This window comes from Steroidobacter flavus, from assembly GCF_042651805.1.
Lineage (GTDB): Bacteria > Pseudomonadota > Gammaproteobacteria > Steroidobacterales > Steroidobacteraceae > Steroidobacter > Steroidobacter flavus.
Genome location: NZ_JBHSDU010000003.1, coordinates 1,133,108 through 1,155,979, shown reverse-complemented (window position 1 = coordinate 1,155,979; position 22,872 = coordinate 1,133,108). Strand labels below are relative to the sequence as shown.

The window sequence follows — 22,872 nt, the reverse complement described above, 5'->3', positions numbered from 1 at the left end:
GGTCACCAGTCGTGGCTGACCTTGCGTCCTTTCTTCACATCGCTGCGTTTCTGTTTGCCTTCCAGCCGCCGTTCCTTCGACGCGCGGGTCGGCTTGGTCGCCTTGCGGATGCGAGGCTCGATGCGGGCTTGAGCGATCATCTCGCCCAGGCGCTCCAGCGCATCGCGCTTGTTATGTTCCTGCGTCCGGAAGCGCTGCGCGCTCAGGACGATCACGTCGTCGCTGGTGAGCCGGCGTCCCGCCAGCGTGCGAAGGCGAACGCGGACGCGCTCGGGTAGCGCCGGCCACAGCTTCAAATCACAACGCAGTTGCGCGGCGGTGGCGACCTTGTTGACGTTTTGTCCGCCGGGGCCGCCGGAGCGGATGAAGCGCAGGTCGATGGCTTCGTCCGGAATGCCCAGCTCGTTCTCGAGTGCCATGGCTAATCGTCGCGCGCGACGACCGGGCCGCGCTCGCGCATTTCGAGAATGACTTCGCGCTGGGCGACCGGAATGATGATGTTGTTCGCTTTGAACAGGCGCCAGATCGAGCGGTTCACCTCGGAGCGGATGTTGTTCACGCCTTCCTGAGGGTCCGCGATCCAGAAGCGCAGCTCGAGATCGAAGCCGTAATCGTTGAAGCCCATCATGCGCGACACCGGCTTGGGATCGCGCAGGATGCGAGGCTGATCGTCGGCCGCTTTGAGCAACAGCTCCAGCGCCTTCTCCGGATCGCATTTGTAACTCACACGCACCGGCAGCTTGAGTCGCACGCGCGGGTCGGTGTAGCTCCAGTTGATCACCGGACTGGTAATCAGATTCTGGTTCGGCACCAGCGTCTCGACGCCGTCGCGATCGCGCACGACCACGTAACGACCTCGCAACTCCTGCACCCAGCCGAAGCCTTCGGTGCTGGTGCCGGTGGTGCCGGTGAAGCTGATGACGTCGCCGGGTTTGATGGAACGGTCCATCAGCAGCACGAAGCCGCTGACGAAGTTCGCCGTGATGGCTTGCAGGCCGAAGCCCAGGCCGATACCGATGGCACCGGTGAAAATATTCAGCGTGGTGAGATCGAGGCCGGCGGCGTTCAGGCCGAGCAGAATCGACAAACCGATCAGGAACGCCTGCGTGAACTTGGCGATGCCGATGCGCATGCTGAGCGCGAGGCCCTGCATGGACATGAGCCGCCGCTCGAACCAGCGCGCGATCCACACTGCGACCAGGATGAACGCGCCGACGGTGAACAGGATCTTGATCACCGACCAGAGCGTGATACGGCGGGTGCCGGCGTTTATGCCGACACTGTCAAACGCCTGCACCAGTGGATCGAACCAGCCCAGCACGTGGAGCGCCAGCACGCTCCAGATCGCGAACGTAATGATGTTGCCCCAGCCCTTGGTCCGGTTGCCGAGGGACACGCGCACGACGTACACCGCGAAGCGAATCAGCAGCAGCAGACCGGACAGCGTGATCGCCAGATCGACCAGCCTGCTGTCGGCCTTCAGCGCATGCAGGGCGCCGCCAAACGCGGCGATCAGTACCAAGGCCGCGAGGTGCGGAGCGGTGATCAGCAGCGCTTCGGTCAGGCGTGCCTGGAAGCCGGTTTGAACGAGCGCGAGCTTGCCTCGCTCGGTATTGCGCACCTGACGGCCGAACCACCAGGCCACCAGAATGGCCAGGACGATCGCTGCCAGTTGCAGAAGCGATGTAGGAGTGAGCAGAGCCTCCAGAGCCAGGCCTGCGTTATGCAGCAATTCCTGCATGAGTCAGGGGATCAAGCGTTGAGATCGGGGATCAGCTCGCTTTCCAAGCGGGCGATCTGGTCCTTCAGCATCAGTTTTCGTTTCTTGAGGCGCCGCAGTTGCACTTCGTTGACGTACAGGTCCATCTGCAACCGGTGGATCACATCGTCCAGGTCGCGATGCTCGATGCGTAACTCCCGCAGCCGCTCCAGGCGACGGAAAGTTTCAGTCTCGACGTTGTTTTCCGCTTCGCTCATCGGCGCGTACTTTAGCGCAAGCCGCGCTAGTGATGGTGATCCTGACCATTGCCATGGTCAGTGACACCCGTGCGCCGCTGTGAGGGTGATTGCTGTTGTTCGGCCCCGCGCCGGCGCGCACGCCAATCCGCGAGATCAAATACCTGGGCGGTTTCGACCGGCGCAGGCGCCGGAGGTTCAGCAGGCGGCGGCGGAGTATACGTCGCGGACAGGGACAGCGTCGGCGTCACCGGCTCGGGCTGGCGGCGACGCTCCTCGCCCGGTGCGTAACCTACTGACTCCACGCGCCGGCCGAACAGAATGACGAATCCTTGACGCCGCTCGATACTGTTGGCGGTGTAATCGAACACGTACGTTCTACGGATGTTGAGCTGACCCAGCTCGCGGGCGAACGACAGTCGCGCGAATGCGACAGTGCCATCCAGAAATTGCAGGCTCAGGCGCTGGCAGGCTTCCATGGCCGCGGCATTGGCGCGCTCACGGGCGGCCAGGCTGTCTCGCAGGAACCAGAATCCGGCGGCCGCCAGCACGATCAGCACCAAGGTGCCCCAACCCAATTCCATTAACCCACATCCCCCGACATTGCCGACTCAAGCTGAGCGAAAGGTTGCCCTATCATACGGCCACCCGCCGCCGCCACGAACCGAGAATTTCGCTTGAGCTCGTCCATGATTTCCGCAGCCCGGTCCGGGGCTCCCCTGCCGCAGTGGCAGGCTATCGATACTGTGTTACTGGACATGGACGGCACGTTGCTCGATCTGCGATTTGACAATTATTTCTGGCTGGAACTGGTTCCGGAGCGCTACGCGGCCAAACACGGGCTGACTCTGGCCGACGCGCGAGAGGTGTTGCGGCCGATGTTCGCGGATCGGCAGGGCACGCTGGACTGGTACTGCATCGACTTCTGGACCCGTGCGCTGTCGCTGGACATCGCGGGAATGAAGCACGAGGTGCGCGAGCACGTGCGTTTCCTTCCGGGCGCCGAGGAGTTTCTGCGCGCGTTACGAGACAAGGGCGTGCGCGTCGCATTGGTAACCAACGCGCATCGTGATTCGCTCAAAGTGAAGGCGACGCAGACCGGCTTGCTGAACTACTTCGACGTGGTGTTCAGCTCGCATAGTTTCGGCGTGCCGAAGGAACATCCGTCGTTCTGGCAGCAGCTCCAGACGGCGCTGGCGTTCGATCCGCGGCGGACGTTATTTGTCGATGACAGTCACTCGGTGCTGCGAGCCGCGCAGAAGCACGGCATCGCGCATATCTTCGCCATCTCCAAGCCGGATTCGGCGCTGGCCAAGAGAGAGGTGACTGAGTTCAGCTCCGTTGAAGCGGTGAGTCACCTCCTCGACGAGCTCGCCAGATAATCGGGCGACGCTCGCTGGCCGTCGAACGCTCAGGTTGTTTCCGGTGCCGGCGGCGTGCCGGGATTCGCGCCGTTCGAACTTTTGCTACGACGACGGCGACGGCGCTTTCTCGGCGGCGCCTCGTGCGCGTTTTCGCCGTTTGTTCCGTTCGCGCTGGCCTCGGCGGGCGCATCCGCCGAAACAGCAGGGGCCGGCGCTTCTGTCGCGGGCGGGCGAGATGATGAATGGCCACCGCCACCACCACCGCTACGACGACGATCGTTGCGGCCACCGCCGCCACCGCGACTGCCGCCACCGCCAGGGCGACCACCACCGCCGCGTCCTGGTTTGCCGCGACCACCGCCCCCACCGAAGTGACGTCTGGGCAGCGGAGCAGGCGAAACGATCTCAGGCAGCATGTCGGTGGCCACCGCTGCAACGGGCAGCTTGCGGCCGATATAGGCCTCGATGTCCGGCAGGGAAATCACGTACTCCTCGCAGCCGAAACTGATCGCGTCACCTTCGGTGCCGGCGCGTGCAGTTCGCCCGATGCGATGGACGTAGTCTTCCGGATCCTGCGGCAGATCGTAGTTGAACACGTGACTCACATCGGGAATGTGCAAACCACGTGAAGCGACATCCGTGCCGATCAGCACCGCGAGCGTGCCTTCATGAAAATCACGAAGCATTCGTAAGCGTTTGCGCTGAGGAACGTCGCCTGAAATCGCTTCGGCATTGATGCCATTGCTTCGCAATAGCCCTTCGATTTCTTCGGCCGCGCGCCGCGTGTTCACGAACACCATACTGCGTCGCGGATCCATATGCTTGAGCAGGCCGACCAGCAGGCGCGGCTTCTCATCGTTCGAGGGGTAATAGATCACCTGACGAACGCGATCCACCGTCATTTTGTCCGGCTCGATGCGCACCAGCGTGGGCTCGTTCATATGCTCGTAGGCGAGTTCGAGCACGCGATGAGAGAGCGTCGCCGAGAACAACATATTGAGACGGGCTTGAGGATCGGGCAGGCGCCTCAATATGTAGCGGATATCCGCGATGAAGCCGAGATCGAACATGCGATCGGCCTCATCCAGCACCAGCACTTGTACCGAGCGCAGGTCGATCACCTTCTGTTTGACGAAGTCGATGATGCGGCCGGGTGTGCCCATCAGAATGTCCACGCCCCGCTCGAGATGATGTTTCTGTTTCTCGTAGTCGACGCCACCGAAGGCGAGGCCGAGTTGCAGGCCGGTGTGCGAGCCGAGAACCTCGGCGTCGCTATGGATCTGGACGGCAAGCTCGCGCGTTGGGGCGATGATCAAAGCCCGCGGTGCATTCAAGTTGCGCGACGGCGGTGGGGGCTCGCGCATCAGGCGCGCGTACATCGCCACTAGAAATGCCGCGGTTTTCCCCGTTCCCGTTTGCGCCTGCCCGGCGACATCGAGCCCGGCGAGAGCCTGCGGCAGGGTTTGTGCCTGGATGGGCGTGCAACGCTCGAACGAGGCGTCGGCCAGACCTTTCTGCAAAGCTTCCGGCAAATGCAGACTCGAGAAGGACAGCTCGGTTAAGTGCGAATCAGCCATTCGATATGGGTTACCTGTTGGAATTGACGCGGGGGGCGCTTGCAAATTGGCAGGCACCCGGTTTTAATAAGCCTCAACGAAGCGGACTCATCCGCACCTGCCCCGACCGGAGCACAGGCTCCAAGCCCCTCGAAGACGTGACCCTTGGCGGAGTATCTCATTTGATACTCGATAGGGCGCTCAGGGGGACGATACTCAAGCGGCCATTTTATCGGAAGGCGCGAGTAACTGTCCGAGACAGACGGATCAGACGCAGACTGGCTTACATCGAGCACGAGCACCGCTCACACAGATTTTTCCGAAGCATTCAGGGCATTGTGCCCGACCGGGCATGCTCAAGTCACCCGGTCAATTTCCGCCGACCATTCGGTGCGCTCCGAACCTAAGGTTTGAGTCGCTTCCCAGCCCCCAAAACACCCGCCTTATTCCTTTATCACCACAGCCATTCCAGGAGAGTTTCTGGTGAGCAGCGAGACGATTGTGCATGTCACCGACGCCAGCTTCGAAGAGGACGTCGTCAAGGCCAAAGGCCCGGTCCTGCTGGACTTCTGGGCGGAATGGTGCGGGCCCTGCAAGATGATCGCGCCCATGCTGAACGAGATCGCGACCGAATATAAAGACAAGGTCACGATCGCCAAGCTCAACATCGACGAGAACCCCAAGACGCCGCAGCGCTTCGCTGTGCGTGGTATCCCCACTCTCATCCTTTTCAAGAACGGTCAGGTCGAAGGCCAGAAGGTTGGGGCACTCCGTAAATCCGACCTGGCCGCATTTCTGGACAGCAAACTGTGAGAGGCTATCTCGGCAATCAGGCCCGTAATCGCCCGGGCGGTGGTAACAAGGGTGGTGGGGGCGGCGGTCGCTCCAACCGCGGCAATAACGACGGCAACCGTGGTAACCGCGGCAACCGCGGCGGCAACAACGGTGATCATCGCGGGGAAGGCCCGCAACACGACGACCTGCCGCAGGACGACGCGTTCGACGGCGATGACGTCGGTGTAATTTCCCCCGCCGAACTGGCCGCCTCGCGCCAGTCGATGAACCTGACTCAGCTCAAGCTGAAGCCGGTTCCGGAGCTGGTGGAGATCGCGCAGAAGATGGGGCTGGAGAACCTGGCCCGTTCGCGCAAGCAGGACATCATCTTCTCCATCCTCAAGGCGCATGCCCGCAGCGGCGAGGACATCTACGGCGACGGCGTGCTGGAAATCCTGCAGGACGGCTTCGGCTTCCTGCGCTCCGCCGACAGCTCCTATCTCGCCGGGCCCGACGATATCTACGTCAGCCCCAGCCAGATCCGCCGCTTCAACCTGCGCACCGGCGACTCCATCTCCGGCCTGATCCGTCCGCCCAAGGACGGCGAGCGCTACTTCGCGCTGCTCAAGGTCGGCGAGATCAATTTCGATTCTCCCGAAGGCGCCAAGCACAAGGTGCTGTTCGAGAACCTGACCCCGCTGCATCCGACCAAGCGCTTCAAGCTGGAGCGCGGTAACGGCTCGAGCGAGGACCTGACCGCGCGCATCATCGATCTGGTGGCGCCGATCGGCAAAGGTCAGCGCGGCCTGATCATCTCCCCGCCGAAAGCGGGTAAGACGATGCTGCTGCAAAACATCGCCAGCTCCATCACTTCGAATCATCCCGACGTTTATCTGATCGTCCTGTTGATCGACGAGCGTCCGGAAGAAGTGACCGAAATGGCGCGCACGGTGCGCGGCGAAGTGGTGTCGTCGACCTTCGACGAGCCGGCCACGCGTCACGTGCAGGTCGCGGAAATGGTGATCGAGAAGGCCAAGCGCCTGGTCGAGCACAAGCGCGACGTGGTGATTTTGCTCGACTCAATCACCCGCCTCGCGCGTGCTTACAACACCGTGGTGCCGAGCTCCGGCAAGGTGCTGACCGGCGGTGTCGATGCCAATGCCCTGCAGCGCCCGAAGCGCTTCTTCGGGGCGGCCCGTAACATCGAGGAAGGCGGCTCGCTGACCATTCTGGCCACGGCGCTGATCGATACCGGCTCGCGCATGGACGACGTGATTTACGAAGAGTTCAAGGGCACCGGTAACTCGGAAATCCACCTGGATCGGCGCGTGTCGGAAAAACGCGTGTTCCCCGCCGTGAATATCAATCGCTCCGGCACCCGCCGCGAGGAATTGATCACTTCCGCCGAGGAGCTGCAGAAGATCTGGATTCTGCGCAAGCTGCTGCACCCCATGGACGAGCTGGCGGCCATCGAGTTCCTGATCGACAAGATGAAGGACACCAAGACCAACGGCGACTTCTTCGACGCGATGAAGCGTTAAGAAACGCGCTGCGGCCCGTTGACCGTTCATCGGTCAACGTAGTCCATGAGACAGCGCATCGGTACCGGCCTCCCGTCGCGGGAGGCTCGGCCGATGTGCGCTCCATCACAAATTTCGCATTTGTATGTGTAGTCCTCGATGGTGTAACGCCGTCGATGCGAAACGGTTCTCTGTTCTCATTCGTGCTCGGGATTTAACGTTGCGCTGACTCCAAAGCCCTATGGAATCGAGGGGAACGTCGGGTAATCCCGGCACCGTAGCGCATGTCCGATCCACGTCCCGATTCGCCGACGTTACGCTTGCGCCGATTGGATGCATCGGCGCTCGAGCTCGCGGAGCTCATGCGCGAGGGACGCATCACGACCCTGTTTCAGCCCATCGTCGATCCCCGCTCGCGGGGCATCTGCGGCTATGAGGCCCTGACCCGCGGCCCCTCCGACAGCTGGCTGCACGCTCCCCAGAATCTGTTCGAAGCCGCGCGCCGCGCCGGCCTCAAGGTCGAGCTCGACTTCCTGTGCATGGCCAACGCCTTCAAGCGTTTCGTCGCGGCCCGGGTGTCCGGGCAGCTGTTCATCAATGTTTCTCCCGACACGATTTACGAGCATCCGAACTTCGCCCAGCGCTTCGTCGACCTGGCGAACAACAGCGGCATGCGCATGGACCGTTGTGTCATCGAGCTGACCGAGGAAAGCCTGCTCGAGGACTACGACCGCCTGCGCTCAGCCATGCAGCGGCTGCGTTCGGAAGGTTGCGCCATCGCGATCGACGATCTCGGCGCCGGCTCGTCGGGTCTGCGGGCCTGGTCGGAGCTCAAGCCCGACTACGTGAAGATCGATCGTTACTTTGTCACCGGCATCGATGCCGATCCCACCAAGCTGGAATTCGTGCGCTCCATGCTCGACATGGGTCGCGCCATGGGCTGTCGTGTCATCGCCGAAGGCGTCGAGACCGAGCGCGAATGTCGCGAGCTGGTGGATCTCGGCCTGGATCGCCTGCAGGGCCATTTGTTCGGTCGTCCCAGCGCGAATCCGGTGGCGGCGCTCCAGCAGGTGGAATCGCTCGATCGTTCCATTGTTACTTACACCGCGCTGCTCGCCGAGCACATTGCGAATTACGTACCGCCGGTGCCGCCGGCCATGCGCGTCACCGAAGTCGCCGAATTGTTTCGTGACAATCCCGAGCAGCTGACCTTTCCGGTCGTCGAGGACGGCAAGCCGCTCGGGGTCGTGCGTCGCGAGCGCCTGTTTGACCTGCTCGCCAAGCCGCTGCATCCGGAGATCTTCAACAAGAAGCCGGTCACCGCGGTGATGGAGACGCCGACGCTGCTCATCGACAGTCAGCTTCGTCTGGAGCAGGTGAGCCGCCTCGTGACCCAGAAGAGCCGGCCGCGCCTGACGGAAGAATTCGTGATCACCAAGGACGGCCGCTACCTCGGCCTCGGTCAGACCATCGACGTGCTCCGGCTGATCACCGAGCAACAGCTGCAGTCGGCGAAACATTCCAATCCGCTGACCTTGCTGCCCGGCAATGCCGCGGTTCGTAGCAGCATCGACAAGCTGATCGAGTCGCGCAAACGTTTCATCGTTGCGTACTTCGATCTGGATTCGTTCAAGCCTTACAACGACGTGTACGGCTACGCGCACGGCGACCAGGTGATCCTGCATCTGGCCGGGCTGCTCTCCAGTCATTTCTCGGCACGGCTGGATTTCGTCGGTCACGTGGGCGGCGATGACTTCCTGGTCGTCATGCGCTCGGCGGACTGGCGCGATCGGGTGGTGAATGTGCTGAATCGCTTCGCCGAGACGGTGGGGAATTTCTATTCGCCAGAGCATGCGTCGGATCAGTCCATCACCGCCGCCGATCGCGACGGCCGTCAGCGCAAATATCCGCTGCTCACTCTGTCGGTGGCCGCCCTGGATTCGGAGACGCTCGGCGCCACCAGCGCGGATGCCGTCGCCCATCTGCTCGCGCACGTGAAGAAATACGCCAAACAACAAACCGGCAACAGCTTCGTGCTCCGAAGCGACGACCGCATCGTCGACCTGCTCGCCAACGCCCGTCGCTCCTCGGAGATGTTGTCGATGGATCAGTTGGTGAATAGCGCCTGATCGGCGCTCGCCCTCGTGTCGGATCGGCTGCGTAGTTCTTACCGGCTGGCTCCGTTCACGCGTTCGCCACAGCCGCTTTGTCAACCTGACGTCTGGACCCGCCGTTTCGTGGCGTCCGCTGCGTCCACCTGACTTCTCGATCCGCCGTCGCCGCGCCCGCTGCATTAGCCGGACGCCTCGGCCCGCCGTTCGCCGCGCTCGCTGCGTCAACCTGGTGCCTCGATGCGCGTTATCCTTTGCATCTACTGGACTCAGGGCTTGTGCATTGACGCTCTCCGCCATCATTGCCGCCAATCGCTTCGGGCTCGGGGCCCGGCCGGGTGAATTGAGCGCCATCGGTGACGATGCGCGCGGCTGGCTGACGCAGCAGCTCAAAGGCACGCGGTCTGTGCCGCCGGAGGTGGCGGGGCTGGCGTCGTCGGCGGTTGCGCTTCAAACCTTTGCTAAAGCTTTGCGTGAGCGGCGCCAGGAAAAAGATGGCGAGGATGCTGCCAAGGCTGCCGAGAACGGTCGTCGGCAGATCGGCGCGATGTATCGGGATCAAGTCGCCGCGCGCTATCGATTTGCGATTCGCACCGATGAGCCGTTTCGTGAGCGGCTGGTGCATTTCTGGACCAATCACTTCGCGGTGTCCGCCGATAAGGCCCAGGTCGTTGGGCTCGCAGCCACGCTGGAGAATGAGGCGATCCGGCCGAATGTCGGCGGGCGTTTCGTCGATCTGTTGCTCGCGGTAGAGATGCATCCCGCGATGATTCTGTATCTGGATAACCAAGCGTCCATCGGGCCGAACTCGCCCCTGGCTCAGAAAGCCGCGCGGCGTATTAATAGCGATCGCAAGCTTGATATCAACGAAAACCTGGCGCGAGAGATTCTTGAACTGCATACGTTGGGTGTGAATGGCGGTTACACGCAGGCGGATGTCACAACGTTCGCTCGGGCTCTGACAGGTTGGTCGGTCGCGGCGGCTCGCGGTAAGGAGTCTCAGCAAGCGGGGCAGTTTCAATTTCGCCCGATGGCGCATGAGCCGGGCGCGAAGACTCTTCTTGGCAAGCGCTATGGTGAAGAGGGCGTGTCGCAGCCACGCGCGATGCTGAAGGATCTGGCGGCGCATCCGGCGACAGCCAAACATGTGGCGACCAAGTTGGCGCGTCATTTCATCGCGGACGACCCTCCGGAGCGTGCGGTCGTCCGGTTGACGAAAGTTTTTCTGGAGACGGACGGAGATCTGCCGTCGCTGCATCGAGCGTTGGTCGAGAGTCCCGAAGCGTGGGAGCGGACGACTTCGAAGTTCAAGACGCCACACGATTTCGTGGTATCGACCTTTCGCATGCTCGACTTCGTGCCTCCGCTTCCCGAACAGATCCTGTCGCCCTTCCAACTGCTCGGGCAGCGGCCCTATACCCCAGGCTCACCGGCCGGCTGGCCGGATACTGCCAGTCAGTGGGATGGGCCGGATGCATTGCTCAAACGAATCGAATGGGCCAGCGCGGTTGGCAAACGCATGGGCTCGAAGGTGCAGCCTCTCGATGCTGGCGCATCGTCGCTAGGCGATGCGCTTGCCGAGCGCACACGCGTGGCAATTTCGCGAGCGGAGAGTGGGGCGCAGGGAATTGCGTTGTTGTTGGCGAGCCCGGAGTTTCAGCGTCGATGAATAACGCCGCTGCATTTTCAGTGATCGTAACCGCATGCCCGGCAGCGGCAGGCTTGTATACGCGATGCTCGCGCGCATTGGAGGCTCGTGCGGGCCGATACGTGGCCTTATGTAGGCGAGGTTGTAGGAGGGCCGCCGGCACCGTGAGCCGTACGAGGCTGAGGTTGTATCCATGCTGAACCGTCGCACCTTCGTTATCTCTTCCGTGCTCGGCAGCGTGGCGACGTTGTTACCACAGATTCCGTTCGCTGCCACTAAAACCGATGCCCGCTTCATTCTCGTGATCCTGCGCGGCGCGCTGGACGGCTTGGCCGCTGTGCCTGCTTACGGCGATGGCAGCTACGCGAGCAAGCGCGGCGCGCTTGCGATCACAGCACCGACGCAGAAGCTGGATGGAATGTTCGCTCTGCATCCATCGATGACAAATCTGTACCAGCGCTATCGCGAGGAAGAACTGATCGTCTTTCACGCCGTCGCCTCTCCTTATCGAGAGCGCTCGCATTTCGATGGTCAGGATCTACTCGAAAGCGGCACGGCCGAGTTGAAAGGTGCTCGTGACGGCTGGCTCAATCGCGCGTTGTCAGGCATGCCGGCCTCTAAGGGACGGAACACCGATCAAATCGCTGTGGCTCTGGCTCAGAGCGTTCCCTTGGTCTTGCGTGGCGATGCCCCCGTGAATTCCTGGGCGCCCTCGCGACTTCCTGATACTGACGCCGATACTCTGCAACGGATCGCCGATCTCTATTCCACTGATGAACACTTCGCCACTCGATTGCAGTCGGCTTTAGCCGCGGATGGCATCGCCGGCGAAGGCATGATGGGCGCGGACATGGGCGGCGGCAAGCGTGACCCGCTCAACGGATTCAACACTGTGACATCAGCCGCCGGAACGTTTCTGGCCGCGGCCGATGGCCCGCGCGTCGCTGTGATCGAAGTGAGCGGGTGGGATACGCACGCCAACCAAGGCGCCGAACAAGGCCAACTCGCCAACCGACTGCGCGCCCTCGATCAAGGCTTAGAAACATTGCGCACTTCTCTGGGCGGGGCCTGGAAGGACACCGCAATGCTCGTCGTCACCGAATTCGGCCGCACCGTCGCCGTCAATGGCACCCGCGGCACCGACCACGGAACCGCCACCTGCGCCTTCCTCACCGGCGGCGCCATCTCCGGCGGCCGCGTCATCGCCGACTGGCCCGGGTTGGCGACCGGCGATTTGTATCAACAGCGGGATTTGAAACCGACACTGGATTTGCGATCGGTGTTCAAGGGTGTGCTGGGCCAGCATGTCGGTGTGAGCGAAAACGATCTGGAGACACGCGTTTTCCCCAGCAGTCGAAACGCCAAGGCGCTCACAGGCCTCCTGCGCGCCGTTTAAGCAGGGTCATGCTGGGACGCAGAGGTCAGCTCCGAAAGAATCTGCCGATTGATACTTACAACATCGGCGGCCGTCATCGAGTCGAGCTCGTCCGACATCTCCATCGATTGCCAGGCCTCAAGGAAGCGATTCGCGCTGGGAGGCGCATTGCCTTGTTCCTTCAGCTCGCGAAGGAGCGAGGTCATTGTGACCGGGTGCTGAGCCGGGACATCGTGCGCGGCGGCGAAGTCTCGGAGCGAACATTCCACTTCCCGACGAAGGTCGGTGGCCTCCATCGACCGAAATTCTTGCTCCAGATCTTCCACGGTCGGGAGGTCGCTTTTCAATTGTTCCGGCAAGGCGGTCGAGAGTCGATACTGAGCCACTCCCATCGGTTTGCTCGAGTCGCGCAGCGCATACTCCACGACGATTTCATTCCGGCCTTTGCAAAGGATGATGCCGATGGAGGGTTGATCGTCCGGGTGGCGCAAGAGGTCGTCGACGGCGGACAGATAGAAATTCATCTTGCCCGCGAACTCGGGCTTGAAACCTTCGACCTTGAGCTCGATGACGACAAAACAACGCAGTCGCAGGTGGTAGAAAAGCAAGTCGATGAAATACTCCTGGTCTCCGACCTCGATGGGATACTGGCTGCCGACGAACGCAAACCCCTTGCCCAACTCCAAAATCATGGATCGCAGATGGTTGAGCAAGCCGCGCTGCAGGTCGCGCTCCAGTATGCCGGCGCCCAGAGAAAGGAATTCGAAACTGTAGGGGTCTTTGATGAGCTGTTGAGCCAGGTCCGACTGAGCAGCCGGCAACGTACGCGTGAAATTGGTGAGCGCGCGGCCCTGTCTGTCGAATAGATCGCTCTCGATCTGGTGGCTGAGCACGCTGCGGCTCCATCCGTTCTCCAAGGCTTGGCGCGCATACCATTCACGTTCGCTGGGCGATTTGACGTCCTGCAGCAAAACGATGTTATGGCCCCAGGGCAATTGGGCAGCAACCTGTTGCACAATTGAGCGGTCCGACCAAGCGTCCGCAAAAAGGCGCATGTATTTTAAATTGCGCGCCGAGATGCCCTTCATGTCCGGGAATGCGCGGCGCAGATCCGCGGAGAGGCGCGTGATGACTTTCGCGCCCCATCCCTCCGCGCGTTGACGCGCGCGTATGTCGCGGCCGATGCTCCAATAGAGAAGGGTGAGTTCCGTGTTTACAGAGACCACGGTGCGCAGCCGTGCACCGCGAATACGCTGTTTGAGCTCCGTTAGAAGCGCAGAGTAGCTGTCGGTTAGTTGCGTCGTCATGCCTGCCGCTCGAATTAACCTTCTTACAGCAGCAAGGATCGCCGAGACTGGTAGTGCTAGCCCCCTGAAAGTTCGCGCGCTCACCCAGCGAGAGAACGCGTTAGTTCATCGTGTAACGGAATATCCTGGCGGATTTACTTCTTCCCCAACCAATACAACAACACCGCCAGCCTCTGCGTCTGAATCCGATACGTCCGCAAATCAGCGAACTCATCCGCCGTGTGGGCACCGCCGCCGAGGAGGCCGAGGCCGTCGAGGGCCATGTCGACGTGGTCGGCGGCGAAGGAGATGTCAGCGGCGCCGGCGTTGCGGGGGTTCACTTCGGTGACGGGGCCGAAGCCGAGGTCTTTGCTGACGCCGTCATAAAGAGACAGCAGTTTGCGATTGCCTTCGGTTGGGGCCATGGGGGGATAGTTGTCGGTGAACTCGATCTCCGCTGACGTGTTCGGCAGGCTCGCCGCCACGACCTTTCTCATCTTCGCCCGCGTATCTTCCAACTGCTGCACAGTCAGCGTGCGCAGATCGCCAGAGATGATGCCCACAGGCGCGACGATATTGTTCTTACCCGAAATCGTCGCACTCAACGGTTGTTTGTTGAAATCGACCTGCGTGCTGCTCGCAACCAGCCCGGGATTGAAAGTAACGAATTCCTCGCCACGCACTTCCTGATAGAAACCATTGAGGATGCGGCCAAGCTCATAAGCGGCACCGGCGCCGACTTCATTGGAGAAGATCTGCGACGAGTGCGAGCTCTTCGCTTTCACTTTCACGACCCACCCGGTCGAGCTGCGACGCGCGGTCACGGCGGTCTTCGGATTGTCGGCGGCATTCTCCAAACCGAGGGCGATGTCCGCCGCCTTGGCGGCTTCGATGAGATCGTGGCGGGCCAGATCGAGCGGCTTGCCTGAATCTTCTTCATCGCCATGCAGGACCACCGTGATCTGCAACGAATCCAGCAGCTTCTGCGACTTCAGCGCATCCATCGCCGCGAGCCCGATGATAATGCCGCCCTTCATATCCGCCGCGCCCGGACCGCGAGCGATGTTCTTATCGACGCGTTGCCAGCGCTGAAACGGGTGATTGGGCTCGAACACCGTATCGAGGTGACCGATCAGCAGCACATGCTTGCCGCGACCCGGACGAGTCGCGATCAGATGACCGGCGCGACCCCACGGCGTGCCATCGACCCAGCTCACCTTGAATCCGAGCGCCTCGAAGCGCGGCCGAAGCATGTCGGCGACCTTCCGCACGCCGGCGAAATTCATCGTGCCGCTGTTGACGTTCACGAGCTGCTCGAGCAGCTCGATGTTGGCCTGCTCGCCGGCGGTCACGTGACTGACCAGCGCCTTTTCCTTCGCGTCCCGAGGCGCGGCGTGCGCTCCCCACAGGGGCAGCGAGGCCAGAACGACGAGCAGGGCAGCGCGCGGGCGGAGTCGCATGGTGGAATTTCCTCTTTCGGCCAAGAGGCCGCATGATACGCAAGATGACTGTCTCCGACTTTGCCAATACGTCCGTCGCGCCAACCGTGACCGCGGAAGGCGAGGCGTTTCCCTCAGCGCCGCGTCGTCTGCAGTACGTGGACACGCCCGCGCCAGCGTCCGGCCAAAGTGTGAGCATCGGGCCCGGCGTGCGCTGGGGGCGCATCCCGTTACCGCTGGATCTGAATCACATCAACGTGTGGCTGGTGGAAACCGAAGACGGTTGTGTCGTGGTCGACACCGGCATGGCGGCGTCCATCGGCAAGGACGCGTGGGAAGTCATCGAGCGTGAGTATTTCTCACAGCGGCCGTTGCGCGCCGTCTTCATTACTCACATCCATCCGGATCACATCGGCCTGGCCAACTGGTTGCAGGAACGATCGGGCGTGCCCGTGATCATGTCGCGGCGGACGCATGAGCTGTCGCGCGCGATGTGGGGCGGCGAGGGCCAGGTACATTTCAATAAGGCCGAGCAGTTCTTCTCGTCGCATGGCGTGACCGACGCGCTACAGATCCGGGCGATGTTTCGTCCCGATCGCTTCGCGCGAATGACCAGCGGCATGCCGAAGGTCGAGCGGTTCATTGCGGATGAAGAAGTCATCCATTGGGGCGCGGGGGAGTGGACCGCGCTGGAGACCAACGGTCATGCCGAAGGGCACTTGTGTCTGTCGAATCCGGCGGCGGGTCTGCTGATCAGCGGCGATCAAGTGCTGCCGACGATTTCCTCGAATATCAGCTTCATGTTCCACAACACCGATGCGAATCCGCTGGGCTCGTATCTGGCGTCGTTGCAGCGGCTGCGTGCGCTGTCAGAGGACACGCTGGTGTTGCCAGCGCATGGCGTGCCGTTTCGCGGCCTGCGCCAGCGGATCGACGATCTCACCGGCCATCACGTGCAGCAGCTCGACAAGCTGGCGGCGCTGTGTGTCGAGCCCAAGGTGGCGATGGACGTGCTGCCATTCATGTTTCGCCGCGAGCTCAAGGAAATGCATTTGTTTCTGGCGATTGGCGAGGCGCTGGCGCATTTGGAATATCTGGTGCATGCCGGTCGCGTCCGTCGCGAGCCGCGCGACGGACGCGTTTATTACATTACTCTCTGATAGGGGTCGCGCCGACGATCTTGCCGACCTTGGCGCTGTCGCTGATGCGCAGCTCCACTTCGCGATCGAACTTCAGAGTGCCGTTGACCACCGCGTTCGGGCCGATCGTGATCCGGGGCTTGCGCCTGGTCGAGAAGAAATTGACGCCGTTGGGCTTCTCGACATGAATGCCGCCGTCGACGCGGGAGTCCGCGCCGATCTCGATGTCGCTGTTGGTGGTCTTGATGCCGTTACCGACCATGCCGCCGTCCAGCTCGATCTTGCCGTTGACGTTCTCGATCTGACCGCCGATGCGAGCACCCTTCGCGAGGGCAATGCCGCCGTTCACGTTCGTGACATCGCCGCGGACCTCGACGTGTTCTTCCAGCCGCACCCGGCCGTTCACCGTCTCCACCGAGTCCGCCTTGGTGTTGCGATCCAGGGTCACGGAGCCGTTGACCGTGTTGATGTCGCCGACCGTGGAGTCGTGGCCGATGTCGATCGAGCCGCTGACCGTCTCAATGTCCTCGGCGTGCACGGCGTCGCCGAGATCGATCGAGCCATTGACGGTTTCGACTGAGCCCACGTGCCGGCCGCTCTCGACGCGGATCGCGCCATTGACCTTGGAAATGTCCTGATCGTCCGCCCACAGCATCGGGCTCGCCAACAGCAGCGTCATCGACACCCAGATGGCCAAAGAGACCGCCCATTTGTTTTGCATCGATCCGTCCTCCGTTGCGCGTTGTGGATTAGGACGCGAGCGGCGGGCGGAAGGTTGCAATGAGGGCTGCAACTGTCTGGCGGCCGCGGGCGAACGGCTGGTATCTTCTCGGACAAGTTACTGAGGTCCGCATGCTCGACACCGCTCCGCATATCGCCAACCTGGCGCAGGTCATTCAACTGGCTGTCGCGCCCGTGTTTCTTCTGGCTGGTGTGGGGACCACGTTGAATGCGCTCGCGACCCGCGTCGGTCGCATCATCGATCGGGCGCGGACCATGGAAGACCGGCTGCTGACGGCCAGCCCGGAGCAGGCGGAGGAGTACCACAAGCTGCTGCGCGTGTTGTCGAAGCGCGCGACGTTGATCAATCGGGCCATCGGCTTGTCCGTGACCTGCGGCTTTCTGGTGTCGCTGGTGGTCGCGGCGCTGTTCATCAGCTCCTCGATCGGGATCAACCTCGATGCGCCGATCGCGATCACGTTCGTGATCGCACTGGCGTGTCTGGCGATGGGCCTGATTTATTTCCTGCGCGAAGTCATTCTGGCCACCAATTCCCTGACTTTCGGCGGGGTGCGGCCCATGCATCTGGAAGTGAACAAGAGCGGCAACGTGGCCAAAACGCCCGTCGCCAAAGAATGACAGCCAGGGACAAAATTTGGCGCAAAAGTGTCAGGGCTCGTCGGTTCACGTAATTCCGTGATCCAATGCACAACTTGGCGCGCCGCGCCCCCGGCATCATCGCTTCCACATGATCCAGCCGCCGCCAGAAATCGTGGTTCAGCCCGATGCGTTCCGCGTGTCCAAGGAATCGACGCTGCTCGCCTGCGAGCTGCGCGGGGCGCTGGCTGTTTGCGTGTATGACGATACGCAGCCGGCCGGCGGTCTCTTGCATTTGCGCTACGTCGCGGTCGCCAACGACCGGCCCATCGATCTGACCGACAACACGCTCAGCTCCGACCTCTTGCTGATGGATCGGTTTTGCAAGGAGCTGCGCTCGGCCGGGGCGCGCAAGCAAAGCTGGCGCGTGAGCATCTTCGGGCACACGCCCGAGGAAGTGCCGGGCATGCAGGGGCCGGCCGCGACCGTGATCGATCTGGCCAAAGCGTATTTCGCCGACGCGCGACTGCCGGTGGAATGCAAAGAGTTCAACCGCTCGCCCGGTCTGATGGTGCGTCTGGATCCGCGCGGTGGCCGGATCTGGGTGAATGGCACACCGCCGAGCCTGCGGCAGGTCGCCCCCGCGTAAACGTCGCGCTCATGTAGACTGGTCCGCTCTCCCCAGAACGAAAGTCGCGGACCGCAATGGCCTCCGAAGCTCATGCCTCACCAGCGGCGCCCGCTCGCTGGTATCGCTCGTTGTATGTTCAGGTGCTGATCGCCATCGCGATCGGCGTGACGCTGGGCCATTACCTGCCGGAAACCGCCACGCAGTTCAAGCCGCTCGGCGACGGCTTCATCAAGCTGATCAAGATGATGATCGCGCCCATCATCTTCTGCACCGTGGTGACCGGCATCGCCGGCATGGAGAACATGAAGGCGGTCGGCAAGACCGGCGCGCTGGCGCTGCTGTATTTCGAGGTGGTCAGCAGTATCGCGTTGATCGTCGGGCTGGTGATCGTGAACGTGGTGAAGCCGGGCGAAGGCATGAACGTCGATGTGTCGCAGCTCGATGCGAAATCGGTGGAAACCTATGCCAAGGCGGCCGAGCAGCAGCACATCACCGACTTCCTGCTGAACGTGATTCCCACCACCATCGTCGATGCGTTCGCGAAGGGCGACATTCTGCAGGTGTTGTTGTTCTCGGTGCTGTTCGGCTTCGCGTTGCATGCTGTCGGCGAGCGGGCGCGCCCCATCTTCGATTTCATCGACCGGTTCGCGGCGGTGATGTTTCGTATCGTCGGCATGATCATGCGGCTCGCCCCGATCGGTGCGTTCGGCGCGATGGCGTTCACCATCGGGCAATACGGGCTCGCCTCGCTGGCGTCGCTCGGCAAGCTGATGGCGTGTTTCTATGCGACCTGCCTGTTCTTCATCTTCGTGGTGCTGGGCGCGATCGCCAAGGTGCACGGCTTCAGCATCGTGCGTTTCATTCGTTACATCCGGGAAGAGCTGTTCATCGTGCTGGGCACGTCCTCCAGCGAATCGGTGCTGCCGCGAATGATGGGCAAGATGCAGCAGGTGGGCGTCGAGAAGCAGGTGGTCGGGCTGGTGATCCCCACCGGCTATTCGTTCAACCTGGACGGCACGTCCATCTACCTGACCATGGCGGCCGTATTCATCGCCCAGGCCACCAATGTGCCCATGACCCTGCTCGACCAGCTGACCCTGCTGGGCGTGCTGCTGCTGACCTCCAAGGGGGCGGCCGGGGTCACGGGCAGCGGATTCATCGTCCTGGCCGCGACCCTGTCGGCGCTGGGCACGCTGCCGGTCACCGCGCTGGCCCTGATTTTGGGCATCGACCGGTTCATGTCCGAAGCCAGGGCCCTGACCAACCTGGTCGGCAATGGCGTCGCCACCGTCGTGGTGGCTAAATGGTGTCGGGCGCTCGATGAGAACCGGTTACACGAGGAGTTGGGCTAGTATGGGCCGATGAGTGCCGCTGCCAGCCCCCAGACCGTCGCCCCGCTGAATTTCGTCCCGGTCACCACCCCTGAGCAGCTGGCGGCGGTGGCGGCGCTGGCCCATGAGATCTGGTACGAATATTACGTACCCTTGATCGGCCGGCCGCAGGTCGATTACATGGTCGCGAAGTTTCAGAATGCCCCGGCGATGCAGGCCCAGATCGAGCAGGGCTACGAATATTTCCTGGTGCAACGGCAGGATAGCGCCGGCAAAGTGTCGGACATCGGCTACTGCGCGGTGCAGGAACAACCCGGAAGGGTGATGTTTCTCAGCAAGTTTTACCTGCACCATGCCGCCCGCGGCTCGGGAACCGGGCGTAGATGCATGGAGTTCATTGAGGGACTCGCCCGGCGGCGCGAGCTCTCCCTGTTGTGGCTGACCGTCAACAAGGGCAATCCGGCAGTGCAGGCCTACCAGAGGCTGGGGTTCCGGATTGCCGCGGATCTGGTCATGGATATTGGCGGCGGCTTCGTTATGGACGATTACCGGATGGAAAAAGCACTCGGGGTGCTCTAGCAGCTCGCCTGAGCCACAAGCGACCTACGAATTGGGGCAATACTGTAAACGGTGATGAGTCTGTCCATCGACAAGGACCTTGGAGAGCAGGGCGAGAATGCCCGTGCGGTGCTCGCCAGCTGGCTGGATGATTACATCTCCGGCCGCTGCGACCGTGCGGACATGCAAGCCCAGTTCTTGTCGGTTTGCCGCAGTAATCCCGATGCGCCCTGGGACGCGCTCGCGCTGCTGGACCAGTACCAGCGTCGCGGCCGCATCGATGTGGCGCTGGCCCGGTCGCTCAAGACCGACATCGCGCAGCTGGTGTTCGGCGTTGCTAATCAGACCGAAACCAAGTCCGACGCCGGCCGGGACAATCAGGACACCACCGACGTCACCATCGATACCACCGGGTCGCGCTGGCGCAAATTGATGGCCGAGCGCGATCCCGCCTCGATCAATTCCGAGCCGGCGTTCGTGGATCCGTCCCTGCTGCGACGGGGCGATGAAGAAGTCACGACCTTCCGGCGTGAGCTGGAAGATCCGCTGACCCGACCGCCGCCGCCGCTGAAACATACGGACGACGACACGGTACTCGCAAGGCCGCGCAAAGAAGAGCCGACGCATGGCGTGCATACGCATGGTCCTGCCGTCGAGCGCGAGCGGGAACGTGAGCGTCCGATTCGATCGTCGCCGGTGCCGCCGCCCGGGCTTACCAGCGATGTGCTGCGTGATCGGTACGAACTGACGTCGATTCTCGGTCGCGGCAGCACGGGCACCGTGTACAAGGCCGTCGACCGGCATCGCGCGCATCTCGATCCTACGGCGCGTTGCGTGGCCGTGAAGGTGCTCAAGCTCAATTATCTGGACCGGCCCGACGAGCTGGCTCAGCTGGAGCGCGAGTTTCACGAAGCGCAGTCGCTGTCGCATCCCAACGTCGTCAGCGTGTTCGACCTGGATCGCGACGGCAATGTTTATTTCATTGTCATGGAGCTGCTCGAAGGCGAGCTGCTCGCGGACATTCTGAAGCGGCTGGATGGTCAGCCCATGGCGCGTCATTACGCGCTGGGCATCATCAGCAGCGTCGGCGCGGCACTGGCGCATGCTCATCGTCGCGGGGTCGTGCATGCGGACCTGAAGCCGCGAAACATCATGATCACGACGACCGGCGAAGTGCGCGTGCTCGACTTCGGCTTCGCGCGCGATCGTCCGCTCGAGTTGCACACGGCGTCTGGTTTGAACGACGGCCCGGCCGCCGCGCCCGCCTACGCGAGCGTCGAGCGAGTGAACGGCAGCGATCCGCATCCCAGCGATGACGTCTACAGCCTCGCTTGCATCGCTTACGAATTGCTCTCCGGACGCCATCCTTTCGGTGGCCGATCCGCGCCGCTGGCACGCGCGCATGGTCGTGCGCCTCAACGCATTCCGGGCCTGGCGGGTAAACAGCAGCAGACGTTGCAACGTGCGTTGCTGTGGACTCGCGGCGAGCGTCGTATCGATATCGTTGAATTGCTCGCGGGCCTGGGTTGTGGGGAAGCGCCGAGTCGTCTCGGCTCGCCGTCCGAACTGGCCGTGCCGGAATCATCGCTCGCACGTTGGCGTCGAGGGGCGGTTGCTCTCACGCTGGCGTTTATTTTCGCGGGCGGTGTGTATGCGGTGTGGCAGTACGGGTTGCTGCCGCAGAATCTGGCCAACATGATTCCAGTGATGCCGCCCACCGCGGATCGCGAGCTGCAAAGTGAGCAGGCCGGCCGCGCCAACGACGATGTCAAAGTGGGCGACTCCGTTGGATCGAAGCCGCTTGCGGATGTGACACCTCCGAAGGTGGAGCCTCTGCCTTCGGTGCAGCGGCAGACTGTGCCGTCGGTTCCTGTGCCGCTGCCTGAGTCGCCGCGAGCGCCGACGAAACAGGCGCAGGCTGAAGATCAGCCCGTCGAGAAAGATCAGCCGAAACAGCAAACATCGCGTACGCAGGCCGCACCGAGTGCGGCGGGGTCGAGCGCTCCGGCTGCGGCGTCGGCTGGCGCGACGCGTCCGGTCATCGTTGAGTTTGATAAAGACAGCTATGTCACCTCGGAAGGTGACGGCTCGGTGCGATTGATCATTCGTCGCACGGGTTCGACGCGTCGACCCGTCACTGTGCATTGGACTCTGCGCAGTAACTCCGCGGAAATGGGCGCCGACTTCGCGGGCATCGGCCCGGGCGTCGAGATCATTCCTGCCGGTGCACGTGAGGCGAGCATCACGGTCCCGCTGGTGCAGGACTCCATCAAGGAAACCACCGAGTTGTTCCTGGTCGAGCTGCAGGTCAACGAGGAAGGCGTCTCCCTCGGCGAGCGCAGCAGCGCCGCCGTCATTATCGTCGACGACGATTGATCCGTGGACGTACGTTTCTCCGGGCAGGCGCTGTATTGTCAGATCAGCCGCGCTGAGCTGGAGACGTTGTCGTCGGGGCGTTCCGTCGATCTGATCGTTTCTTTACCGCGCCATCGTTCGTTTCGCGTCAGCCTGCGGCCGTCGATCATGAGTGCGGACCGCGGCGGGTGGCAGTTGGAAAGCGATCCCACCGGGATCTGGCTGACCATTCCCCGCGCGGAGCTCGAGCAGCTGGGTCAAACGGAAACGTTTGCTGAGAGATTGATGCGAGAGTTTCCGGTGTCGTCGACTCAACAGATCCAGGTGATCCTGGAGGCTGTGCCGGATACACAGCCGGATGAGAGCAGCGTCATTGAGATTACGCCGCCGCATGACTCAGCCGAGTAGCCTCACGCAGCAACATTGATTTTTCCAAGGCTGCGCCTTGCTGAGAGCTGCGTGTCCAAACTCCTGCCAGCTGCGACACTAGTAAGAATGATTGCAGGTCGCTG

General features: G+C 62.3%; 21 protein-coding genes. 13 read left to right on the top strand and 8 right to left on the bottom strand.

From position 1 onward, the window contains the following. Positions 1 to 2: 2 nt before the first annotated feature. From arfB to ACFPN2_RS10610, 4 genes are read right to left on the bottom strand one after another with little or no spacing between them, the layout of a single operon-like run. Entirely contained in the window at positions 3 to 419 is a 417-nt protein-coding gene (gene arfB / locus ACFPN2_RS10625) for an alternative ribosome rescue aminoacyl-tRNA hydrolase ArfB (protein WP_380596578.1), read from the bottom strand. Between the two features lie 2 nt (positions 420 to 421). Continuing rightward, on the bottom strand, positions 422 to 1,741 hold the full coding sequence (locus tag ACFPN2_RS10620; protein WP_380596577.1) for a mechanosensitive ion channel family protein: 1,320 nt from the start codon (positions 1,739 to 1,741) through the stop codon (positions 422 to 424). A gap of 11 nt (positions 1,742 to 1,752) precedes the next feature. Next, the gene (locus ACFPN2_RS10615; protein WP_116808299.1) at positions 1,753 to 1,977 is read right to left on the bottom strand and encodes a YdcH family protein; all 225 of its coding nucleotides are present in this window, start codon (positions 1,975 to 1,977) and stop codon (positions 1,753 to 1,755) included. A gap of 26 nt (positions 1,978 to 2,003) precedes the next feature. After that, positions 2,004 to 2,540 carry a DUF3301 domain-containing protein gene (locus tag ACFPN2_RS10610; protein ID WP_380596576.1) on the bottom strand — a complete coding sequence of 179 codons (537 nt, stop codon included), beginning with the start codon at positions 2,538 to 2,540 and terminating at the stop codon, positions 2,004 to 2,006. Between the two features lie 105 nt (positions 2,541 to 2,645). Here ACFPN2_RS10610 and yrfG point away from each other — a divergent pair, with 105 nt between their 5' ends. Continuing rightward, the gene (gene yrfG / locus ACFPN2_RS10605; protein WP_380600099.1) at positions 2,646 to 3,338 is read left to right on the top strand and encodes a GMP/IMP nucleotidase; all 693 of its coding nucleotides are present in this window, start codon (positions 2,646 to 2,648) and stop codon (positions 3,336 to 3,338) included. A 29-nt stretch (positions 3,339 to 3,367) separates the two neighbouring features. Here the strand turns inward: yrfG and ACFPN2_RS10600 are convergent, their stop codons facing one another. Beyond that, complete coding sequence (locus ACFPN2_RS10600) at positions 3,368 to 4,897, bottom strand: DEAD/DEAH box helicase (protein WP_380596575.1); 1,530 nt, start codon at positions 4,895 to 4,897, stop codon at positions 3,368 to 3,370. 462 nt (positions 4,898 to 5,359) lie between these two features. Here ACFPN2_RS10600 and trxA point away from each other — a divergent pair, with 462 nt between their 5' ends. The 5 genes from trxA to ACFPN2_RS10575 all read left to right on the top strand — a co-directional run bounded on the left by trxA (position 5,360) and on the right by ACFPN2_RS10575 (position 12,325). After that, entirely contained in the window at positions 5,360 to 5,689 is a 330-nt protein-coding gene (gene trxA, locus ACFPN2_RS10595; RefSeq protein WP_380596574.1) for a thioredoxin TrxA, read from the top strand. 245 nt (positions 5,690 to 5,934) lie between these two features. Further along, on the top strand, positions 5,935 to 7,191 hold the full coding sequence (gene rho / locus ACFPN2_RS10590) for a transcription termination factor Rho (RefSeq protein ID WP_129781675.1): 1,257 nt from the start codon (positions 5,935 to 5,937) through the stop codon (positions 7,189 to 7,191). A 263-nt stretch (positions 7,192 to 7,454) separates the two neighbouring features. Further along, a complete protein-coding gene (locus tag ACFPN2_RS10585) occupies positions 7,455 to 9,299 on the top strand; it encodes a bifunctional diguanylate cyclase/phosphodiesterase (protein ID WP_380596573.1) in 1,845 nt (614 codons plus the stop codon). A gap of 265 nt (positions 9,300 to 9,564) precedes the next feature. After that, positions 9,565 to 10,950, top strand: a complete 1,386-nt coding sequence (locus tag ACFPN2_RS10580; RefSeq protein ID WP_380596572.1) for a DUF1800 domain-containing protein — start codon at positions 9,565 to 9,567, stop codon at positions 10,948 to 10,950. A 172-nt stretch (positions 10,951 to 11,122) separates the two neighbouring features. Continuing rightward, positions 11,123 to 12,325 carry a DUF1501 domain-containing protein gene (locus ACFPN2_RS10575; protein WP_380596571.1) on the top strand — a complete coding sequence of 401 codons (1,203 nt, stop codon included), beginning with the start codon at positions 11,123 to 11,125 and terminating at the stop codon, positions 12,323 to 12,325. On the opposite strand, the gene ACFPN2_RS10570 is transcribed toward ACFPN2_RS10575, so the two are convergent. Together ACFPN2_RS10570 and ACFPN2_RS10565 are read right to left on the bottom strand one after the other, a co-directional pair. Further along, the gene (locus ACFPN2_RS10570; RefSeq protein ID WP_380596570.1) at positions 12,322 to 13,611 is read right to left on the bottom strand and encodes a PDDEXK nuclease domain-containing protein; all 1,290 of its coding nucleotides are present in this window, start codon (positions 13,609 to 13,611) and stop codon (positions 12,322 to 12,324) included. The two genes, ACFPN2_RS10575 and ACFPN2_RS10570, sit on opposite strands and share 4 nt — an antisense overlap. Before the next feature lie 134 nt (positions 13,612 to 13,745). After that, complete coding sequence (locus ACFPN2_RS10565; protein WP_380596569.1) at positions 13,746 to 15,050, bottom strand: M20/M25/M40 family metallo-hydrolase; 1,305 nt, start codon at positions 15,048 to 15,050, stop codon at positions 13,746 to 13,748. 44 nt (positions 15,051 to 15,094) lie between these two features. Between ACFPN2_RS10565 and ACFPN2_RS10560 the strand changes: the two genes are divergently transcribed. Then, a complete protein-coding gene (locus ACFPN2_RS10560) occupies positions 15,095 to 16,189 on the top strand; it encodes an MBL fold metallo-hydrolase (protein WP_380596568.1) in 1,095 nt (364 codons plus the stop codon). Here the strand turns inward: ACFPN2_RS10560 and ACFPN2_RS10555 are convergent. After that, positions 16,179 to 16,889, bottom strand: a complete 711-nt coding sequence (locus tag ACFPN2_RS10555; RefSeq protein WP_380596567.1) for a DUF4097 family beta strand repeat-containing protein — start codon at positions 16,887 to 16,889, stop codon at positions 16,179 to 16,181. The two genes, ACFPN2_RS10560 and ACFPN2_RS10555, sit on opposite strands and share 11 nt — an antisense overlap. Positions 16,890 to 17,020: 131 nt before the next feature. Here ACFPN2_RS10555 and ACFPN2_RS10550 point away from each other — a divergent pair, with 131 nt between their 5' ends. The 6 genes from ACFPN2_RS10550 (at position 17,021) to ACFPN2_RS10525 (ending at position 22,768) form a co-directional block, all read left to right on the top strand. Beyond that, entirely contained in the window at positions 17,021 to 17,527 is a 507-nt protein-coding gene (locus ACFPN2_RS10550) for a DUF2721 domain-containing protein (RefSeq protein ID WP_380596566.1), read from the top strand. A 109-nt stretch (positions 17,528 to 17,636) separates the two neighbouring features. Beyond that, entirely contained in the window at positions 17,637 to 18,134 is a 498-nt protein-coding gene (locus tag ACFPN2_RS10545) for a hypothetical protein (protein ID WP_380596565.1), read from the top strand. A 56-nt stretch (positions 18,135 to 18,190) separates the two neighbouring features. Continuing rightward, entirely contained in the window at positions 18,191 to 19,468 is a 1,278-nt protein-coding gene (locus ACFPN2_RS10540; protein ID WP_380596564.1) for a dicarboxylate/amino acid:cation symporter, read from the top strand. Positions 19,469 to 19,477: 9 nt separating this feature from the next. Continuing rightward, positions 19,478 to 20,026: a GNAT family N-acetyltransferase gene (locus tag ACFPN2_RS10535; RefSeq protein WP_380596563.1), complete on the top strand. Its 549-nt coding sequence runs from the start codon at positions 19,478 to 19,480 to the stop codon at positions 20,024 to 20,026. 54 nt (positions 20,027 to 20,080) lie between these two features. Further along, positions 20,081 to 22,381, top strand: a complete 2,301-nt coding sequence (locus ACFPN2_RS10530; RefSeq protein WP_380596562.1) for a protein kinase domain-containing protein — start codon at positions 20,081 to 20,083, stop codon at positions 22,379 to 22,381. A gap of 3 nt (positions 22,382 to 22,384) precedes the next feature. Beyond that, positions 22,385 to 22,768 carry a hypothetical protein gene (locus ACFPN2_RS10525; protein ID WP_380596561.1) on the top strand — a complete coding sequence of 128 codons (384 nt, stop codon included), beginning with the start codon at positions 22,385 to 22,387 and terminating at the stop codon, positions 22,766 to 22,768. Positions 22,769 to 22,872: the final 104 nt, after the last annotated feature.

Bases quoted from the DNA above. Each gene is read 5' to 3' on its own strand.
- arfB (WP_380596578.1), bottom strand. From the start codon at position 419: ATGGCACTCGAGAACGAGCTGGGCATTCCGGACGAAGCCATCGACCTG.
- ACFPN2_RS10620 (WP_380596577.1), bottom strand. From the start codon at position 1,741: ATGCAGGAATTGCTGCATAACGCAGGCCTGGCTCTGGAGGCTCTGCTC.
- ACFPN2_RS10615 (WP_116808299.1), bottom strand. From the start codon at position 1,977: ATGAGCGAAGCGGAAAACAACGTCGAGACTGAAACTTTCCGTCGCCTG.
- ACFPN2_RS10610 (WP_380596576.1), bottom strand. From the start codon at position 2,540: ATGGAATTGGGTTGGGGCACCTTGGTGCTGATCGTGCTGGCGGCCGCC.
- yrfG (WP_380600099.1), top strand. From the start codon at position 2,646: ATGATTTCCGCAGCCCGGTCCGGGGCTCCCCTGCCGCAGTGGCAGGCT.
- ACFPN2_RS10600 (WP_380596575.1), bottom strand. From the start codon at position 4,897: ATGGCTGATTCGCACTTAACCGAGCTGTCCTTCTCGAGTCTGCATTTG.
- rho (WP_129781675.1), top strand. From the start codon at position 5,935: ATGAACCTGACTCAGCTCAAGCTGAAGCCGGTTCCGGAGCTGGTGGAG.
- ACFPN2_RS10585 (WP_380596573.1), top strand. From the start codon at position 7,455: ATGTCCGATCCACGTCCCGATTCGCCGACGTTACGCTTGCGCCGATTG.
- ACFPN2_RS10575 (WP_380596571.1), top strand. From the start codon at position 11,123: ATGCTGAACCGTCGCACCTTCGTTATCTCTTCCGTGCTCGGCAGCGTG.
- ACFPN2_RS10570 (WP_380596570.1), bottom strand. From the start codon at position 13,611: ATGACGACGCAACTAACCGACAGCTACTCTGCGCTTCTAACGGAGCTC.
- ACFPN2_RS10565 (WP_380596569.1), bottom strand. From the start codon at position 15,050: ATGCGACTCCGCCCGCGCGCTGCCCTGCTCGTCGTTCTGGCCTCGCTG.
- ACFPN2_RS10560 (WP_380596568.1), top strand. From the start codon at position 15,095: ATGACTGTCTCCGACTTTGCCAATACGTCCGTCGCGCCAACCGTGACC.
- ACFPN2_RS10555 (WP_380596567.1), bottom strand. From the start codon at position 16,889: ATGCAAAACAAATGGGCGGTCTCTTTGGCCATCTGGGTGTCGATGACG.
- ACFPN2_RS10550 (WP_380596566.1), top strand. From the start codon at position 17,021: ATGCTCGACACCGCTCCGCATATCGCCAACCTGGCGCAGGTCATTCAA.
- ACFPN2_RS10545 (WP_380596565.1), top strand. From the start codon at position 17,637: ATGATCCAGCCGCCGCCAGAAATCGTGGTTCAGCCCGATGCGTTCCGC.
- ACFPN2_RS10540 (WP_380596564.1), top strand. From the start codon at position 18,191: ATGGCCTCCGAAGCTCATGCCTCACCAGCGGCGCCCGCTCGCTGGTAT.
- ACFPN2_RS10535 (WP_380596563.1), top strand. From the start codon at position 19,478: ATGAGTGCCGCTGCCAGCCCCCAGACCGTCGCCCCGCTGAATTTCGTC.
- ACFPN2_RS10530 (WP_380596562.1), top strand. From the start codon at position 20,081: ATGAGTCTGTCCATCGACAAGGACCTTGGAGAGCAGGGCGAGAATGCC.